Source organism: Serratia sp. ID 25-353 (genome assembly GCF_054792795.1).
The window spans coordinates 3,689,103-3,707,675 of record NZ_CM139236.1 but is presented as its reverse complement, the minus strand read 5'-3'; the positions used below and the strand labels follow the sequence as shown (position 1 = coordinate 3,707,675).

Annotated in this window: 15 protein-coding genes and 1 tRNA gene; 8 read left to right on the top strand and 8 right to left on the bottom strand. The window is 51.6% G+C overall.

What is annotated here, in order from left to right; all coding sequences use genetic code 11:
* Positions 1–89 precede the first annotated feature (89 nt).
* The 3 genes from ACYF6X_RS17930 (at position 90) to ACYF6X_RS17920 (ending at position 3,417) form a co-directional block, all read left to right on the top strand.
* A complete protein-coding gene (locus tag ACYF6X_RS17930; protein WP_406880054.1) occupies positions 90–806 on the top strand; it encodes a LuxR family transcriptional regulator in 717 nt (238 codons plus the stop codon).
* Between the two features lie 1,062 nt (positions 807–1,868).
* A tRNA-Leu gene (locus tag ACYF6X_RS17925) sits at positions 1,869–1,953 on the top strand.
* Positions 1,954–2,151: 198 nt separating this feature from the next.
* Complete coding sequence (locus tag ACYF6X_RS17920; protein ID WP_130017464.1) at positions 2,152–3,417, top strand: tyrosine-type recombinase/integrase; 1,266 nt, start codon at positions 2,152–2,154, stop codon at positions 3,415–3,417.
* 309 nt (positions 3,418–3,726) lie between these two features.
* Here ACYF6X_RS17920 and ACYF6X_RS17915 read toward each other — a convergent pair whose 3' ends face one another.
* The 6 genes from ACYF6X_RS17915 to ACYF6X_RS17890 all read right to left on the bottom strand — a co-directional run bounded on the left by ACYF6X_RS17915 (position 3,727) and on the right by ACYF6X_RS17890 (position 12,645).
* Positions 3,727–5,007: a restriction endonuclease subunit S gene (locus ACYF6X_RS17915; RefSeq protein ID WP_130017465.1), complete on the bottom strand. Its 1,281-nt coding sequence runs from the start codon at positions 5,005–5,007 to the stop codon at positions 3,727–3,729.
* Positions 5,000–6,634, bottom strand: coding sequence for an HsdM family class I SAM-dependent methyltransferase (locus ACYF6X_RS17910; protein WP_130017466.1), 1,635 nt, complete (start codon positions 6,632–6,634; stop codon positions 5,000–5,002). Before ACYF6X_RS17910 ends, ACYF6X_RS17915 begins: the two co-directional genes overlap by 8 nt.
* Positions 6,628–9,726, bottom strand: a complete 3,099-nt coding sequence (locus tag ACYF6X_RS17905) for a type I restriction endonuclease subunit R (protein ID WP_406880055.1) — start codon at positions 9,724–9,726, stop codon at positions 6,628–6,630. Before ACYF6X_RS17905 ends, ACYF6X_RS17910 begins: the two co-directional genes overlap by 7 nt.
* Before the next feature lie 232 nt (positions 9,727–9,958).
* Positions 9,959–10,876, bottom strand: coding sequence for a restriction endonuclease (locus tag ACYF6X_RS17900; RefSeq protein WP_130017468.1), 918 nt, complete (start codon positions 10,874–10,876; stop codon positions 9,959–9,961).
* Between the two features lie 91 nt (positions 10,877–10,967).
* Positions 10,968–12,092 (bottom strand): HNH endonuclease, encoded by a 1,125-nt coding sequence (locus ACYF6X_RS17895; RefSeq protein WP_442524238.1) that lies wholly within the window; start codon positions 12,090–12,092, stop codon positions 10,968–10,970.
* 223 nt (positions 12,093–12,315) lie between these two features.
* Positions 12,316–12,645: a hypothetical protein gene (locus ACYF6X_RS17890; RefSeq protein ID WP_130017470.1), complete on the bottom strand. Its 330-nt coding sequence runs from the start codon at positions 12,643–12,645 to the stop codon at positions 12,316–12,318.
* Positions 12,646–13,030: 385 nt separating this feature from the next.
* Here ACYF6X_RS17890 and ACYF6X_RS17885 point away from each other — a divergent pair, with 385 nt between their 5' ends.
* The 5 genes from ACYF6X_RS17885 (at position 13,031) to ACYF6X_RS17865 (ending at position 15,587) form a co-directional block, all read left to right on the top strand.
* Positions 13,031–13,444: a putative T6SS immunity periplasmic lipoprotein gene (locus ACYF6X_RS17885; RefSeq protein WP_130017471.1), complete on the top strand. Its 414-nt coding sequence runs from the start codon at positions 13,031–13,033 to the stop codon at positions 13,442–13,444.
* A gap of 149 nt (positions 13,445–13,593) precedes the next feature.
* Positions 13,594–14,418, top strand: a complete 825-nt coding sequence (locus tag ACYF6X_RS17880; protein WP_130017472.1) for an RNase A-like domain-containing protein — start codon at positions 13,594–13,596, stop codon at positions 14,416–14,418.
* A 7-nt stretch (positions 14,419–14,425) separates the two neighbouring features.
* Positions 14,426–14,743 (top strand): contact-dependent growth inhibition system immunity protein, encoded by a 318-nt coding sequence (locus ACYF6X_RS17875; RefSeq protein WP_130017473.1) that lies wholly within the window; start codon positions 14,426–14,428, stop codon positions 14,741–14,743.
* Between the two features lie 102 nt (positions 14,744–14,845).
* The gene (locus ACYF6X_RS17870) at positions 14,846–15,145 is read left to right on the top strand and encodes a contact-dependent growth inhibition system immunity protein (RefSeq protein ID WP_130017474.1); all 300 of its coding nucleotides are present in this window, start codon (positions 14,846–14,848) and stop codon (positions 15,143–15,145) included.
* 22 nt (positions 15,146–15,167) lie between these two features.
* Entirely contained in the window at positions 15,168–15,587 is a 420-nt protein-coding gene (locus tag ACYF6X_RS17865; protein WP_130017475.1) for a putative T6SS immunity periplasmic lipoprotein, read from the top strand.
* A gap of 12 nt (positions 15,588–15,599) precedes the next feature.
* Here ACYF6X_RS17865 and ACYF6X_RS17860 read toward each other — a convergent pair whose 3' ends face one another.
* Together ACYF6X_RS17860 and ascF are read right to left on the bottom strand one after the other, a co-directional pair.
* Complete coding sequence (locus ACYF6X_RS17860; RefSeq protein WP_130018731.1) at positions 15,600–17,030, bottom strand: 6-phospho-beta-glucosidase; 1,431 nt, start codon at positions 17,028–17,030, stop codon at positions 15,600–15,602.
* A gap of 16 nt (positions 17,031–17,046) precedes the next feature.
* Positions 17,047–18,489, bottom strand: coding sequence for a PTS cellobiose/arbutin/salicin transporter subunit IIBC (ascF, locus tag ACYF6X_RS17855; RefSeq protein ID WP_130018730.1), 1,443 nt, complete (start codon positions 18,487–18,489; stop codon positions 17,047–17,049).
* Positions 18,490–18,573 lie beyond the last annotated feature (84 nt).

Here is an 18,573-nt window from a genome sequence, read left to right as displayed (position 1 = left end):
GCCTCCCGATAAACCCGTCCCCCGACCTGTCGCTTTTCGTCGTGCTATAGTCAACCCAGCGGCATGCGGATAGAGGGAGCGGGCAGTCAATGGAAGATGAATATAATCTCAGCGATATCATCGGCAAGCGCCTGGAAGCGGCACTTGGGGAGTTGGGCGATCTCCTGTGGGCGTATGTGGTGTTATCCAAAAAGGACATTGCCTGCATCTTTGGCGTCACCAACTACCCGAGTGACTGGGTAAAAAAGTATCAAGAACAGGGGTTACAGTACATTGATCCGGTGGTGCTTACCGCCCGCAACCGCCTGACTCCGTTCGCCTGGGACGAGCAAATCATGGCCGACGCGGGGCTGCACTTTCCCGAACTGTTCGAGCAGGCGCGCGAGTTTGGTGTGACGCACGGTTATACCTTCGTGCTGCACGATTATAACGATAACCTCGTCACGCTTTCCTTTGCCTTCAACCTTGAGCAGAGAGCGGAAGCCATCCCGGCGCTTATCGAACGTAAAGGTGAAATCTCGGTATTGCTGGCCTCGATACACGAGTCCTATCTGGCGCTGTCACGACTGTCAGAAAAAAACGCCGTAGCCCTGGAGAGCAACGCCCGCTTTACCGACAGGGAAAACGAAATTCTCTATTGGGCCAGCGTGGGTAAAACCTATCAGGAAACAGCGATGATCCTGGGCATAAAGACCGGCACCATCAAGTTTCATATGTCCAACGTCGTCAAAAAGCTGGGGGTAACGAATGCCCGACATGCCGTGCGCCTGGGGATGGAGCTTCGGCTGATTAAGCCGGTGGAATGACAGGTACGCTAGCCCACGGCTGCGCAGAACTCATCGGCCGGGGGACGTCTGAGAAGGTAGAAAATATCGGCTAGCAAACAGCGTCTTTCGATTCGGGAAATGACGAGCGTTAATTGGTATTGATTTGGCCGCGTGTCGGTTCACGTTGAGGACGTAATATAGAGTGCCTGCCCTGATCTCTGCAATATGAAATAATAACATGCATGAACTGATAAAGGTCTAGTAAGGGACTGCACTTTAGTCTAACTAGTTTTTCATTCCTTGAGGCGATACACTTCCCCGGTAATATTTTGATAAAAATACAAAAAAAAAACCTGACCGCGTAGGGCCAGGTTGCCAATATTGGCCAACACCAGGGAAAATTTTCTTGCACCATCTTAAAGCTATTAACTCCGTAGAGGCAAGCGATCTCAGCTGGTTTCTAGGCATTAACCAGCCATTTTGTTAGATCTGTACGCTATTTTCTGGTGATTTTAGTTCGAAGCCAATCCAGCCGAAAATACCGTCTCTTTCTTAATGGTGTTATTCCACGCTTTTATTTCCTGCCTGATATTAACCAATGAAAAAATAGTGTTCTCGGAATGTTACGCAACCTCATTCTTTATTGGTTGACACATGGGTATGCAATTATTTGCAGCATTGCCATTGCGGCTGGGGATTATTTTGTTTTTGATAGACGCTGGGTGAGACAGTGGTGATGGGGGAGGCCGGTGTGGCCAACGGCGTGGCGGACTCCTGAACTTGTTTCGCCAGTTGGGCGAGCGGTTCTGGCTACTGAGAGTGAGTGACGCTCGGCACATGAGCCATCATTGCTTTGTGCAACGATGCTGGAACCTATCGGACGGCATTGTGCGCGCGTGGTGACTGAATCCCCCGATGCTCTCTGCAACAACCTGATGCTCATCATCAACGTGGTTGTGAGGGGCGCGCAGCGAGAAGAGAGGGCGGGCAAACGCGCGTGGCGGCGGTTTTTTCGACACTTAACTCATTGAACAACGGATAAGTGTTGCGTGCTGGTCGCGGGAAGGTATAATTCACCCGTTTTCCGCATACTACTTCAGTGCCGAAGTGGCGAAATCGGTAGACGCAGTTGATTCAAAATCAACCGTAGAGATACGTGCCGGTTCGAGTCCGGCCTTCGGCACCATCGGAACATCAATAGACGTCAACGGACGTCTTTTTTTGTGCCTGAAATCCAGTATCCGCAAGGCTTTCCTCGCTTTTTCACTCAACCTAAGTCAACCTGATTCAATCTACATCAACTTACTGATGCGGGTACAACTGCGGGTATATCCCGGTTCGATAATGTTTGTACCCACACAGAACCCTTGAAAGGATACTCATCATGGCTCTGAGTGATGTGAAGGTTCGTTCGGCAAAGCCTGAAGTAAAAGCCTACAAACTGACTGACGGTGATGGCATGGTTTTGCTGGTTCACCCTAACGGCTCCAAATACTGGCGACTGCGTTATCGCTTTGGCGGTAAGGAGAAAATGCTGGCATTGGGAAAATATCCTGAAGTTTCGCTGGCGGATGCCAGGGCACGCCGGGATGAAGCCCGTAAGCTGTTAGCAAACAGTGTCGATCCCAGTGAGAACAAGAAAGCCGTTAAGGTAGAGCAGGAGCAAGAGGCAATAACGTTTGAAGTGGTCGCCAGAGACTGGCATGCCAGTAATCAGAAATGGTCTTCAGCGCATAGCGCTCGTGTATTGAAAAGTCTCGAAGATAATCTCTTTGCTACCATCGGTAAGCGGAATATTGCGGAGTTGAAGACTCGAGACCTGCTTGTACCCATCAAGGCGGTGGAATCATCTGGGAGACTCGAAGTCGCTGCCCGTTTACAGCAGCGTACTACCGCGATTATGCGCTTTGCTGTGCAGAGTGGTTTAATCGACTACAACCCTGCACAAGAGATTGCCGGTGCAGTTGCTACGGCTAAAAGACAGCACCGTGCTGCTCTAGAGCTTAAACGCATTCCTGAATTACTTCACCGCATCGATCACTACTCTGGCAGACCATTAACCCGACTGGCTGTCGAGCTCACGTTGTTAGTTTTCATCCGTTCAAGCGAACTACGTTTTGCTCGCTGGCCAGAAGTGGATTTTGAAACGGCCATGTGGACGATTCCGGGCGAGCGTGAACCGCTGGAAGGTGTTAAGCATTCTCAACGTGGTTCGAAGATGAGGACTCCTCATCTTGTTCCTTTGTCGCGGCAAGCCTTAGCTATTCTGGAAAACATCAAAAGCATGAATGGGAACCGAGAGCTGATCTTCGTTGGCGATCACGATCCGCGTAAGCCTATGAGTGAGAACACTGTGAACAAAGCTTTGCGAGTGATGGGCTATGATACAAAAACGGAAGTATGTGGGCATGGTTTCAGGACGATGGCTTGTAGCTCATTGATTGAATCGGGCTTGTGGTCGAGGGATGCGGTAGAGCGGCAGATGAGTCACCAGGAGCGTAGTTCTGTACGTGCGGCTTATATACATAAGGCGGAACATCTGGGAGAGAGGAGACTGATGCTGCAGTGGTGGGCTGATTATTTGGATGCGAATATGCAAGAAGTTATCTCTCCCTTTGACTATGCCAAAATTAACAATCCATTGAGATAAGTTGGAACGAACCACTTCATTAATATTCATTTTAAATAAGACAATTCCAGCAAGGAGCAAAAATATACCCTAAATCGCCGGGATATTCTCAATAATGCATATTCCGGCAATTTACTGAACTGGATTGACTGTCTAATCATAGTGAAAATTCAGATCTTCTATGACAGTTATAGGTTGATTAGGTGTAGTAATAATTAATACCAGTAAAAGTGAAATATACCACATCCATTAATGGATGGCATGGTATTTGGATACAGTGAGCGAGGCGCAGTCCAGATCAGTACTGCGCCCCGCAAAACACGCAGGGGATTATTTAACCATGATCTGTCCGTTCATAAGCAGAGGGAGGAGCCAGTCGCGGAGTGCAGTGAGTTGCTGATTTTCCTGTTCAAGTTTGTCCTGACGGGAAAATATTTCAGCCACCATTTTTGTAAAATTATCAGCAATAGAAAATGCCGGAAGCATAACCTCGATACTCTTCAAAACAGCGCCAGAAACTTCTTTAAACGTTGATCCGGAGGCATTTTGCATGATAACGGGTAGGCTATTTTTAACCGCATAGTACACATATTCCGTTGAGTAATTTTTTGACGGAATAAATGATTTGAAACCCTGATTTGTAGTTAATTCATTTCTTGCGATCGCCATATAGCCAATTGGTGCTCGTGAACTTAATAACACAGTTCCGGCAGGGTAAGTCTTTAGTGATGCACTTTTAATCCCTTCAACAGAAACGTCCTGAGCACCACGAGAGATAAATTTATTGTTCTGATTGTCAGACAAATCGTTTGGTGTGATCCACGGAGTACCATTTGTTGTAAAATTCTCTGGTCTACTGGTAGTGGGAGTACTGCCACCCACAATCTGGCCTAAATCCTCTAATGTTCCAGATGCCCACCCCGCCGGAATTTCCCGTTTCAGCGTTGTGTTATACTCCATTTTCCCGCCGGAGGTTTTATACGGTTTTCCATTGGCGTCAGGGAAATCAAACTGTACAAACCAGTAGTCGTACAACGTTTTCGCCATCGCTTCCAGTTCGGCGTTGATGCGATTGTTGATTTCTAATTTGTCATCTATAGCTCTAAGCGCTGATGAAATCTTTTTCTGAACAGACTTTTCAGGGCCAGAAAAAGGAATTCTCGATAAAATTCCCGTATTTAGATTGGGCATCGTTGCCCCAATAGCCTGACTAATAATCCATGACTGAATTTTTGGTGTGCTCAGATAATAAGTTAGGTAGTCAGAATCAAGCAGATTACCAGGTCTTAATAACAAGCAGCCTGTGCCACAAAAATACCCGGCTTCATTTTTTCGGATCAGCGCTTTGAGTGTGACATTACCTCTCCTACTGTAAACAATGTCACCTTCTTTAACGAGGTATTTTGACAACCGTTGAGCATCTTCATCTGAAATAAATGAAATATTGGAAAGGTCTACTCTATTGTCCCTCATATTCGCAGGCATAATGCAAGGAATACCTTGAGCAACATAGTCCTCAGCATGGAGTTGGCTCCCAAAAGGGCCTGTATGTATGATTCCGCCACCCGCTTTAACCAAATCACCGAGCGTTGAATTGATCTGATTACTCATACTCTAGCCTCGACATCTGCTTTTTAATCTCCGCTTCCAGCTCGCGCGACTGGCTAAACAAACTCTCAAGATCCTCCGTAAACCCTTTCATCTTCGAGGCAAACTGTTCCGGCGTCATATCGGTGTATTCAATTTTCACATCAAAATACTGCCCGGCGCTGAACGAGTAATTTTTCCCGGCGATCTCGTCATAGCTGACTACCACCGAGAAATCCTCTTCGCTCCACTTATTGTTGAAAACTTCGCAGATGCGCAGCTCTTCTTCTTCCGCCAGCACCGTCTTCTGGTTTTTGCCGTCTTTGACCTTTTCGCCTAAATTCGAGGCGTCGATCAGCACCACTTTCTCTTTGTTGCTGGCGTCAATGAACAGGATCGAGACATTGGTGCCGGTGGTAGCGAAGATATTCGACGGCATGGAGACCACTCCTGCCAGCATCTTGTTTTGTACCAGATGTTCACGAATGCCTTTATCAATGCCCGACTGTGCGGTGATAAAGCCCGTCGGCACCACGACCGCCGCTTTGCCACCCGGCTTCAACGAGAAAATGATGTGTTGCAGGAACAACTGGTAAATCGCCATTTTATCTTTGGCGGCCTTCGGTACTTTCGGTATTCCGGCAAAGAAACGCTGCTGGTTTTCCTTACTGTCCAGCGCATCACGAAAATCGCTGAAATCCATCTTAAATGGCGGGTTGGAGACGATGTAGTCAAAATGTTTCAGCACGCTGCCGTCTCTATGGAACGGGTGCAAAATGGTGTTGCCCTGGATAACGTTGGGGATCGAATGCACCAGATTGTTGAGGATCAGGTTCAGGCGCAGCAGGCTGGAGGATTTCTGCGAGATGTCCTGCGCGAAGATGCTGCAACGATCTTCCCCGATGGCGTGCGCCACGTTCATCAACAGCGTGCCGGAACCGGCGGACGGGTCGTAACAGCTTACGTTACGCACGACGCCCTGCTGTGCTTTCGGTACCAGTATTTCCGCCATGATGCGTGCCACGGCGTGGGGCGTGTAGTATTCGGCGTACTTGCCGCCGGAATTACTGTTGTAGTCTTTAATCAGATACTCAAAGATGGTGGCGTAGAAGTCGAATTTTTGGGTGAAAATACGTTCGAAGCTGAAATCGGCCAGTTTGTTGATGATGGCGCGACAGAAGTCGTCACGTTTTGATTCGTCGGCGATGTACTGGCTGAGGCGTTCAAACAACACCACTTTCGCGCCGCCGTCGGTTTTGACCGCGAATACGTCATTATTGGTGGAGGCGATGTCCATCAGGGTGTCGTCAAAGGTGGTGGCAAAATTCGCCTCATTTTGACGGTTGTATAAATACTGAATGAAGTGATGCGGCTTAAGACGTGCGGTATCGGCGCTCATCTTTAGTTGTAGCTTGTCCCGCTGTTCTTCGCTCATCTGGTTGAGTGCAACTTCCCATTTTTCAGCACTGTCGATGCTTTTATCCGCCTTTTTGGCTTCAAAGGCGAATTTGTCGTTCAGGAATTTGTACAGGAATGCCTGAGTGATGATTTTGAACTCATTACCGTCGTTACCCAGACCGTAGTTCGCACAGATGCTTTTCAGGCTGTCGATCAGGGTTTTGGTTTTGTCTCTAAATTCCAGTTCTACCACGTACGTGCTCCGGTATTAAATTCGTTCAGGTATTCCGCCACAATCAGGCGGTTGATGTCGCCAGCTGCTTTTGCGCTGAGGGGGATGTGCTGCTGTTGTTCAAAGTGGTCAAGCACACATGACACAATCTGGCGCTCAAAATAGCTTTCATTGTTCAGTATCTGGCTGTTGTTCAGCACTTTTTCATCCGCATCCAGCTTAATGCCAAGCAGTGCTTCGAAGATTTTACGCTCCGGCTCGCTCAGGCCGCCGCGCTCGCGCAGGCGTTTGTGGGTACGCGCATATTTCACGTCGCCCCGGTATTTCTGGCGCAGCAGGTTGTTCTGGCGGTTCAGCTCTTTGATGCGGTCATGAATTTTATTGAGTGTGCCGATATTCGCAACCATTTCTTCTTGGGTGACTTCACTAAGCTTCTTTTTCTTGAACAGGCGCTCCAGTTCGTCTTTCAAGCTGACGAACTGCGGGTCCTGCTGGTCGAAGTTGGCTGCCAGCGCCTCGCGGGTACGCCGTAGCGTCTCTTTCAATTCGTCGGCCAGTACCAGCTCTTCTTCACCCACTTTATGAAATTCAAAGATCACCTCTTCCAGCGCCCGGTTCAGCAGGCCGGAGAGGTCAACACCCTGTTCCAGATCCGCTTTCAGGTTGAGTAAGTCGAGGCGGTGGCTGGCTTCGCGGTAGAGGATGTTGAGTTTGTTGAAGTCCAGCGCCTGAAGAAATTCGGTATTGCCCTGGAGGCGGATCAAATTGTACAGGCTGCGGGCGTCGGCCAGCGCGTTTTTCAGCGCCAGCGCAGTTTCCCGATCCTGGATCTGGTTTATCTGGTCTGTGAAGACTTCTGCGTTTTCCGTATCGAAGCTGAACAGAACGTCTTTGATATGCTCTATTTCTTCACGGATCTCTTCCGCCGATTTGAACAGGCGTGAGTAGTGCTCCATTTCGTCGCCCAGTTCGGCCTGTAGTTCCTCGAAGTAGGATTTGTTAGTGGCGTCAAATTCCTGGCGGATGTCGGCAAAGTCCACCACGTAGCCGTAGCGGAAGTGGTTGTAGGTTCGGTTGACGCGGGTCAGCGCCTGGAGCAGGTTGTGCTTTCTGATCACCCGCCCGAGGTAGAGTTTTTTCAGCCGTTTGGCATCAAAGCCGGTGAGCAGCATATTGTAGACGAACAGAAGGTCAATCTCGCCCGCTTTGAATTGCTCAACCCACTCTTTGCGTTCCTGCTTGCTGCCGATATCGTGCAGGATCAGGGCGGCGCGTTTGATTTTCCGTGTTTCTTTGGCGTGGTTCTGGTAAACGACAGCGGGTTCTGCGGCCTGTAATACAGGCATTTCGTCGGTGACTTCATCGGCGACGGTGGGTGATTCGGCGTAGTCGGCGTTGAACAATTCAAACATCTGTTTGGCCTGTTCAGAGCTGTCACAGATCACCATGCCGCCGATGGTGTCATCATTCAGCGCGCCCCGGCTTTTGGCAAAGTCGGTGACGATGTACTTCAGCATCGGTTTGACGAAGCTGGGATGGGCGTAGATGTATTTGCGATCTACATCGCCCATTCTGACTTCTACGTCTTTTAGCGCCTGTTGCAGGATCATCCGGTAGTTGGTGGCGATCTCTTCACGGATCAGGCGCAGCGTGTAGCCATCGGCAATGGAGGCATTGTAGTAGTATTTGTGGATATAGTCGCCGAAGAGGTCGCGGGAGTTGTAGTCCGTTCCCAGCAGAGGCGTACCGGTAAGGCCAATTTTGATAGCGTTGGTGTCCGACTGGCTTAGGTTCGCCAGGAAGCTCCCTTTGGGGTTATAGCTGCGGTGGACTTCATCAAGGAAGTACACGCGCTGAATGTTGATGTCGTAGTCTTTGGTGGTGACAACATCCGGGTCATCACGGAATTTCTGGATGTTTATGACGGTAATTTCCGCTTTGCCGTGGTGGTTGTGTAATGCCTGCGTCGCTTTGATATCGCGGGTGAAGTCTTCGCGTGAGTCGATAAGGTGAACGATTAAGCCACGGGCGGAAAATTCACGCTGCGCCTGCTGGAGCAGATCCAGACGATCAACAATAAAGTAGAACTTTGGGATCACCTGTTGTTTCTGGAAGTAATCAGTCAGGAAGCGCACGTTGTAATAAGCCAGCGCGGTTTTTCCGCTGCCCTGGGTGTGCCAGATGATGCCTTTTTTTACGCCAGCGTTGAGTTTACGTTCGATCGCTTTGGTGGCGAAGAGCTGCGGGTAGCGCATGATGTGTTTCTGGATGCCGCTTGACTCGGCGACGTATACCAGTGCATAGCGCAGGATAAATGCCAGCCGATCGCGGCTTAACAGCGCGGTGCAGAGGCGGTTGGTCGGGCGGTTGTGATCTTTATTGGTCTGAAATTCTGGGTTGGTGCGGATTACTTCCAGGTTGTTGTCTTTCAGGACGGCGATTTCGGTTTCTTCTGGCAGCGGTTTCAGTAACGCGGTCAGGTTGAAGAGTTCTTCTTCGCGAAAGTAGTTGAATACCGGGTTTCTGTAAGAGCTGCTGGCGTAGAAAGCCCCCTGAATCGGCTCTGGGTCGCTGTCGTCATACTCCATATTGTTGGAGAAGATCATGAACTGGGTGATGTTGGCGAAGCGCTTGAATTTGGGGTTCTTAAAACGTTCGTTGATGCGGTTGCGTTCTGCGACGATACCTTCGCGGTTGTTGGGCTTTTTCACTTCGATAAAGATCAGTGGCATGCCATTGATCAGTAGCGTGATGTCCGGGCGGAACTCTTCATCGCCGTTTTCGCAGGTCAGTTCGGTGACGACATGGAAGCTGTTGTTGTTGAAGTTGTCGAAGTCTATCAGTTTGATGCCGGAACGATCGCTGAGTTTTTCGAAGAAGGCGCGACCCAGGTCGTCGTTGTCGAGAAGCAGCGCGAGGTCTTTTAACAGGCGTACGATGTCGTCGGGCGCAATTCCGGGGTTAATTCTGCCAACTGCAGCTGTGAAAAGGTCAGGAAAAATGTTGGTTTCTTTGTCCCAGTGTTGTTCTTTCAGAGACAGGTAGCGGTAGCCCAGCCGTATCAGGTGGAGGATGACGGGGATTTTTACCCGGGTGTCTTCGGTGAATTTCATCGTATTCCCTGTTTTGATTTTTATCACGTCTCAGACCATGCAGCGCCCCATAATCCCAGAACGGCTGGCAGCAATGTCTGTTCAATTTATATCTATGTTACACGTTCTCTGTTAAATGTGGGTTGCTCCCCACAACCGTAGATATATCCTGTCCTCACGAGGAGACCTGTTCAAAGGCTTCTTGACCGACGCCGATTAAGAGGGCGTAACGACGAGATTAGTGTAGAAGAGTTTACTGATCAAAATAATCACTATCCAACTTTGGTACTTTAACCAGCGTCGAACTAACACCCACCTCATTATCCATCATCAGATGTACCAATCGGTTACCGTCGATAAGTACCATGCCTTCTACCGATTGCGCGTAGGCAACGGCATGCTTAGTAAAGCCAGATGTCGTGATGAATACCCCTCGTTTAGCCTTTTGTCCCACAAGTGCACCGTAGAAGGCATGCAACTCAGGGCGGCCTACGGTGTTTTGCCAGCGTTTGGCTTGCACATACACTTTTTCTAAGCCGAGCTTATCTAAAGAGATAACGCCATCAATCCCCGCATCACCGCTGCCTCCGACACGCTTTAAATCATCGCGGTGGCCGCCGTAGCCTAAACGGTGCAGCACATCCAACACGATAACTTCGAAGCGGCCTGGGGATACCTGGCTTAGATTCTCCAGCAGTTCCGTTGCTACCGCATCGCGGATCTCTTTGATTGATTGTTCCAGGCGGTCGTCTGGGCTATTCGTTAACATCGCTTCGGTGAGAAGGGGCTCTGTAACTGGGTCTAAATCCACCGCATCACTATTTTGTTGAAGTTTGACGTTGGTATAAGCCAAAGCGAGATGTTCGACTTCTGCTGCAGTGAGCGGGTTTGGATGCTGCTTTAACCAGTCGATGCCTTTGGCGGTTAAGCACCATTTTCCTCTGGATAAGCTGTGCGAGAGCCCAGCACGTTTCAGACGATCGTGAGCCCAGCCGGTACGGTTCTTGTAAACCAATTGGCCGCTGGCGATGGTCTCTGCCCGTTGTTCTTCGTTTAGGTTGAGTATGTCTGCTGCTGCATCTTGCACATCCCGAGCAAGTGCGCCTTCGGGCTTAGTAGCCAAAAAGCGAAGCACTGGCTCGATGAATTGGTCGTAGGTAGGTACTGACATGCTGAGGTTCCCTGTTATTCTTTATTATTCCTATGATACTGCACAAACCTGGTTTTGAAGTTGACAGGTAGCACGCTGTTGTAGGCAACTTTTAACCGATAGTGGCCTCTTTCAACTCCAACTTCACCATCAGCTTCTTATTCACCTCTTTCCCATCCACCCCACTATGAATCCGTCGATGGCAAGTCGGGCAGATAGCACCCACCCACTGCGGGTGATCGGGGCCTTCGTCGGCTAAACGTTTGGTGTGGTGGGGTTCGAGGTAGGGCTCACCGTTCCTTTTCATGAACGGTGCAGGTTGGTCGCAGGCTTCACAGATGCCATTGGCGCGCTTCAGCACGTATTTTTTTACGTCTTCGCTACGTTTGAACCAGGATTTTTTGCTGTCGCTCTGCTGGCGCTGGCCAGATTGCTGTGAGGACTGCAGTGCCTTCTTGCGTAACTGTTCGAGCGTCTCTGTCTGCATATCGGCTTCATCAGTTTCTGCATCTTCTTCAACCGCGTGCAGTGACGAGACTTTGAACAGGTTAAAGGTAATGCCTTGCCGCATGTTATTTTCGAAGTCTAAGCACTGAATGTGATCCCAAGAGTCGCACTCAAACATGCCAAGATAGCGGACGCCTTTTTCTTTCTTGTTGTCCTCAAACAGGAAGATGTCTTTGCCGTCTTTTTTATGATCGCGGATGGATTTATTGCCTCGAATAAATTCCATATCACCTTTTTGGCCTTCTCCCGTATAAGAGAAGCTGCCTTCAGCTGTCCATCCATCTTTATAGCCGTAGGTTTCGCCGCTTTCTCCGGTGAAGATAAAGATCACCGGGAATTCCCGTGGGGTCCAGATACCGCCTTGCAGTTGCCCGCCGTAAAGCTCGATAAGCGCTTTACGTGTGTACAGTTTACCTTCGGTTAAATAGTCAAAAGGATGCGGTGTTTCGACGATATCAAAACCGAGATCTTTGAGAAGTTGGATGGCTTTTTCCGTTCCGCTATCGGCGTTGATTCCCTTTAACGGATAGCCATGCTGCTCACTGTATGCTCTAGCGGCAATGCCGCGGATGTCGTACTTCTCGCCATTATAAAGAAGATTGAATTTTTTAAATCGCTTTATTTTATGTTGTTTTAAGAATTCATCTCGGCCAAGTTTTTTATATTCTTCGATGGCTTTTAAAACGGATTCTTTTGAAGATAACGCCTCTATTGCAGTTGCCAAAACCACTCCCTCACATTGCCGAGTAGACTCTGAGCAATGTGCTTGCTGACGAGAGCAGTATGCATCAATACCCAGCAGTTAACTCATCGATTTACCGAATGCGTTAACTATGCCAGGTAGGGGAGGAAATGCCTACCTTGATGAATGTTTTTGTTGTGATATGTCAGTCAGATCTATTGTAAATCCTGAGTGGGAAGGGCGATGAGCATCGCCCTGATTGCCATTTATGTTAGCCGCAGGCTTCCATCTCCCGCAGTGCCCGCCCATAAAGGTTACACAACGCAGGAACCAGATGCGCTGTGGCGTTGAGATAGCGATTCAGCTGTTCCCAGCCTTCAGTGTCCAGTTGTGGGTGCTTTTGCAGCAAGTGGCCGAACAGCATCAGGCCGTGGCACAGACCTTCCGCTTGCTCGGCAGAGAGTGCGGCGAGGTCTAAGAGCTCTGAGGGATTGAAAGCGCTGAGATCGAGGTGGTTAAACAGTTGGCGGTAGAGGGTAAGGGTGCTTGCAACGGATTCTGTAGTGGGAACCTTTATCTTGGGTACATCTCCGTATGTCATTAGCTAATGACTATCACCAGAGACGCTAAACTCGGGTGGTAGCCCGGACGGGGTTAGCGTCACCGGGACATACGAACCGGCGCTTCTTGCGAAGCCCCCGCCTGAGCCACCATTATTTGGAGTGAACTAAAGCTGCTGCATTATTACATAATACAGCGGTAGTATGTCAGATTCGGAACGCTAACTCCGGCTGTGGATTTGGCCGCAGCGGAAAAACTATAACGTTATCAGTAAAAGGAAAAAATAAACTGTATGGAATTACAGTTTATTTACTTTTAGGATTGGAATGTACCTCGCAATTCGGCATATCATCTTTGCGTTGAATTATTAGTCATCCATTCATGGATTATATTTATTCATGAAGATGTATAAATAATGGAATATGATGAAAGCTAATTTCTTACTTATCGCTTTCGGGGCAGCATTACTGAGCGCCTGCACTGGCGACTGCCTCGATCAGCGCTATGCGCCGGACACCCCTATCACTGCCCATGCTAAAGCGAATGGCGACATCTGCATCTATCCGTCACCAAAGGAAAACGAAATGCAAGATACGCTCTATCTCCGCGGTGATACGGATGAGAAATTGATTGAGGTGGGGAATCAGGATCTGAAAAAGGGCATTTGCGTTACGCAGAATGATTACCCGTTTCAGGAAAATTATATCTACAGCATGAGGCTAAATTTCGTACCGCTTGAGAAGCGCAGAAATCTGCAGGATGTTTCCGGCAGGGCCTTTATCGCTCACTTCAAAGTGAAAAGATTCAATAATCACTTTGCTATCGAAAACATCCAATAACGAGGCGCTCTATTGAAATAACAGTGCTTCAGCATTGTCCGAACCTTGCAGATAAGCTGCCGGTTAATTCGGCGTTAACCGTTCCAGTATTTATCCTTTCTAGAGCTTATGTTACTCATACGGCTTTGCTCATTCACGGATGAACGAACATGGCGAATGAAGATGAGTTGCGTATTGCCCTGTCGCCGGTGCAGCTTGCGGCGGTGCTGTCTGATGAAAGCGTCACTGAAGGCGAAACGCTCAGTAACCGTCTGCTTGGTGGTTTGGGGCTTGCCGGTGGTGTCGTTGAGCTGATGGGGGCGGGGGTGTTGTGCTATGCGCCGGATCCGACGTTTATCACCAAGGTCGGGTGTGTGGTGGTGGGAACGCATAGCCTGGACAGCATCAAGGCCGCTTCCAATCAGATGATTACCGGGCATCCAACAACTAGCGATACTTATCAGTCTGCCGTTGTGTTGGCGCAAGCATTGGGTGCCGATCGGGAAACGGCCTATAACGTCGGTTTAACGGTCGATATTGCCGTGCCTTTTGTCTTTGCCGGAGCGGTTGGCGCAGCCCGAGTCGCATCCGTGCGCATGGGGCGGGTTAAGCTGGTTGAGCATGAGTCCCCTACGGGGATGAAACCGGGTGGGCATACCATTAAACGTCATGTTGGGGTGACGAAAGAGCAACTGCTAGAGCGTTTAAAAAATCCACGAGTGAACAAGGCCTCTTCGTTTAAATCATTAGGGGCCGCGGAGGTCGCCGTCAGCTCGGCGTTAAAAGCAAATAAAGAGTGGATAAGACTGTGGGCCACGAATCCTGCGGGTAGGCCAAATCTTGAATTGACCCATATTATGTCCAGTGATATCGGTTATGGCCTGAGTAAAAATTCAACGCAATTAGTGAGAACATCGCGATTAAAGGTCGTGTTGCACTATCAGCAGTTTCAAGGTAAACCCTATTTCATACTGACAGCTTTTCCCGACTTTTGAGGTAATAATGAGATTGTACGGAGACTTCAGCGAACTCAGTAAGTTATTCAGTATTTACTTTGGTCAGGATTATGATCTGTTTACTGATGCCGAAACGGCCGACGGTGTGATTGACGGCTTCCTGGAGCAAAACGGCAGTCAAGTCATCCGTGATATTCTCGAGGAGACTAAAGAGTTTCAGGCTACTTATGCAGGCCGTATAGACGAAGGCATGGCGGAGCATTTTTCAGATGAGTTTGTGCCAGAGAGCTGGAGTACTACAGCGGTAGCGTTCTTTGCCATGTTGCAACGAAAAGCAGAGCAAAAGCTAGGCAGCTTTAATTAACGCAGTGGATGCCGGGTTATTCGAGCCTGGATCTCGGCCTGGCGTTGTGATTGAGTGGCAAACCTTACTTTATCCTTAGCGCTTTCCCTGTGAGATAAGCCGATGAAAACCAGCGAACTTGATAACCTGATCGTCGTTTATTTTGGCCAAGATTATGACCTGATAAATGCAGAGGGCGATATTACTGCGCTGATCGCAGAGTACATTCGTCTGGCGACTCATCAGCAGCGCGAGGCTTTGGTCAATGAGCTCGATGAGCTACTGGCGCAGGATAATGTGGAGTCATTATTCAACCAACGTTTCGGCTTTACCTTCAGCCCCGAGTTATGGGGCACAACGGTTCCCGCGTTTTTGCAGCAGGTGCGTAGTGCCCTCGCGAAGTCATTGACGCATACCAAATGAAGTCCCAGCGTTTGAGGTAATCATGAAACGGATCTTCCCCCTCACTTTCCCCTTCCTGCTCGCCGGCTGTCCGTCGATAGGCGATCGTATCCCCGTAGACTACCCCGCAACCGCCGGCTTGCGTGAGGGCAAAGTATGTATCACCGTTCAGCCGCAGGGAGACGAAAAGCTTGCGGGTATCTCGATCTATCGATTGGATGAGGCACAGAGCCGTACGTTCAAATTCTTCGATCCGCTGCGGGATGTCGCCCCCAATCAGTGCGTCCCTGATGAGGACTACGTATTTACGCCGGGGCAGCAATACCATTTCTCCGCGAAGTTGGTCTCCCTCAAGAAACAGCAGGCGGGCGAGTTTCCCTCTGCGCGTGAATTCGTCGCCGAATTCGTTGTGCAGCAGGAAGGCAATCAACTTAGGTTGGAAGCCCTCCGCACCCCACGCTAACCCCCATCCCCATTACCCCAAATCCCCCCCATTGCTGGCAATCACTTTCTTATACCACCAGAACGATTTCTTGCGGGTGCGGGTGAGGGTGCCGTTGCCCTGGTCGTCGCGGTCGACGTAGACAAAGCCGTAACGCTTGCTCATTTCGCCGGTCGAGGCGGCCACCAGGTCGATGCAGCCCCAGGTGGTGTAACCCAGCACCGGCACGCCGTCGGCGATGGCGTCGGCCATGGCGCGGATGTGTTCGCGCAGGTAGCTGATGCGGTAGTCGTCCTCAATCTCGCCTGCTGCATTGAACTCGTCGTGTGCGCCCAGACCGTTTTCCACCAGGAACAGCGGCTTTTGGTAGCGGTCGTACATCATGTTCATGGTGATGCGCAGCCCCAGCGGATCGATGCCCCAGCCCCAGTCGCTGCGCGGCAGGTGCGGGTTCGCCAGCGATTTCACCACGTTGGCGGCGCTGCTGTTGTTGTCGTTCATGTCGGCGGAGGCGCAGCGCGAGGCGTAGTAGCTGAAGGAGACGAAGTCGACGGTGTGTTTCAGGATGTCGGCGTCTTCCGGCGCCATCGCGATGCTCACGCCTTTCTCGCGGAAGACGCGGGCGGCGTAGGAGGGATAAGCGCCGCGCGCCTGCACGTCGATAAAGAACAGGTTCTCGCGGTCTTTCTCCAGCGCGGCCCACACGTCTTCCGGCTTGCTGGACCACGGGTAGAAGTTGCCGCCGGCCAGCATGCAACCCACCTGGTTGGTGGGGTTCACTTCGTGGGCGATGCGCGTCGCCAGCGCGCTGGCCACCAGTTCGTGGTGCGCGGCCTGGTATTTCACCTGTTCGGGGTTTTCGTCCGCTTCAAACACCAGCCCGGCGCCGGAGAACGGGCTGTGCAGCAGGATGTTGATCTCGTTGAAGGTGAGCCAGTATTTCACCAGCCCGTCGAAGGCTTCGAAGCAGGTGCGGGCGTAGCGGGTGAAGAACTCCACCATCTTGCGGCTGCGCCAGGAGCCGTATTCGGTCACCAGGTGCATCGGCACGTCGAAATGGCACAGGGTCACCAGCGGCTCGATGCCGTATTGGCGGCACTCTTCGAACAGGCTGCGGTAGAAGGCGATGCCTTCGGGGTTGGGCGTCAGCTCGTCGCCGTTGGGGTAGATGCGGCTCCAGGCGATGGAGGTGCGGAATACGGTAAAGCCCATCTGCGCCATCAGCGCGATGTCGTCGCGGTAGCGGTGGTAGAAATCGATGGCGTCGTGGCTGGGGTAAAACTCGTCGTCGCGTAGGCTAAAGCGCTTCTCCAGCCCGAGTTTGACCGCCATGCGGTGCGGGCCGTGCGGGATCATATCGACGGTGGTCAGCCCTTTGCCGCCCTCGCGATAGCCGCCTTCCGCCTGGTTGGCGGCTAAAGCGCCGCCCCATAAAAATCCTTTAGGGAATGTTGAATCGGACATGCAATCCTCTGGTGTCTCAATGCGTTGCGCTGGCGGCGTTCGCCGCCGGTGCGGTTTGGCCGGGCGCGGCGGCGTTTTCCGGCAGATCCTCGAAGCCCAGTATTAGCGTGAGCGCGAACGACAGTACTACCGAGAGCGCCATCACCGCCACCACCCACACGATGCTCATCGGGTTGGCCGGATCGAAGAACTGCACGCTGGTGAACAGCCCGGGCGAGGCCATCGAATGGCTGGCCAATCCGCCGATGCCGGCGACCGCGCCGCAGACGAAGCCGCTGATCAGGCTGGCGATCAGCGGCCGCTTCAGGCGCACCGCCACGCCGTACAGCGCCGGTTCGGAAATCCCCGCCACGATGGCGGAGGCGGCAGCGGCCAGCGCGGTCTGGCGCAGCTCGCGGTTCTTGGTTTTCAGCGCCACCGCCAGCGAAGCGCCGCCCAGCGACAGGTTGGCGCCGATCTCCGAAGGCATCACCATGCCCTCTTTGCCGGTCTCGGCGATGGTCTGGATGATGGTCGGGGTGAACACCCGGTGCATGCCGGTGATCACCAGCAGCGGCCAAATCGCCCCCATGATGGCCACGGAAAGCCAGCCCAGGTAGCCGTGCACGGTGTAGACCAGCGCAGAGATGCCGCTGCCGATCCAGATGCCGAGCGGGCCGATAAGCAGAATGGCGATCGGCGCGGCGATCAGTACGATCAGCATCGGCTTGAGGAAGTTCTTGGTCACCGCCGGGGTGATGCGATCCACCCCGCGTTCGATGTGCGACAGGATCCAGGTCATCACCAGTGCCGGGATCACCGTGTAGGTGTATTTCACCGCCGTCACCGGGATGAAGGCGAATTCCACCGCCTGGCCCTGCGCCGCCTTGGCCATCAGATCGATAAAGTTGGGATGCACCAGCACCCCGGCGATGGCGATCGCCAATGACATGTTGGTTTTGAACTTCAGCGCCGCCGAGGCGGCGACCATCACCGGCAGGAAGAAGAATGCGCCGTCGCCGATCACGTTGAGGATGACGAGGGTCGAGGAGCCTTTTTCGAATACCCCGGCCATATCCAGGATCATCGCCAGCAGCTTCACCATCGAGCCGCCGATGATGGCGGGGATCAGGGGCGACATGGTGCCCACCAGCGCGTCGAGAATGCCGGCGCCGATGCCCTTCAGGGTGAGCTTGCGTTTTACCGGGGCAGCGGGGGCCGCCGCGCTCGACATGCCGAGTGCCAGCACCGCTTGATAGGCCTTGGCCACCTCGTTGCCGATGATCACCTGGCACTGCTCGCCGCTGTGCACCACGCCCAGCACGCCATCGATGGCCTTCAGTGCCGGCATGTCGATCTGGGTTTTGTCTTTCACCACGAATCTCAGGCGGGTCATGCAGTGGGTCACGGCCTCGATATTGCTCGTGCCGCCCAGGGCGGCCACGATGGCGTGCGAGATCTCTGCGTAGTTCTTCGGCATGGCGTGTCGTCTCTCAGATAGCAATTCGGATAGCCCAAAGGCGAATATTTACTGCCTGGGCGATCCGTCGTTCCATTCGTATGA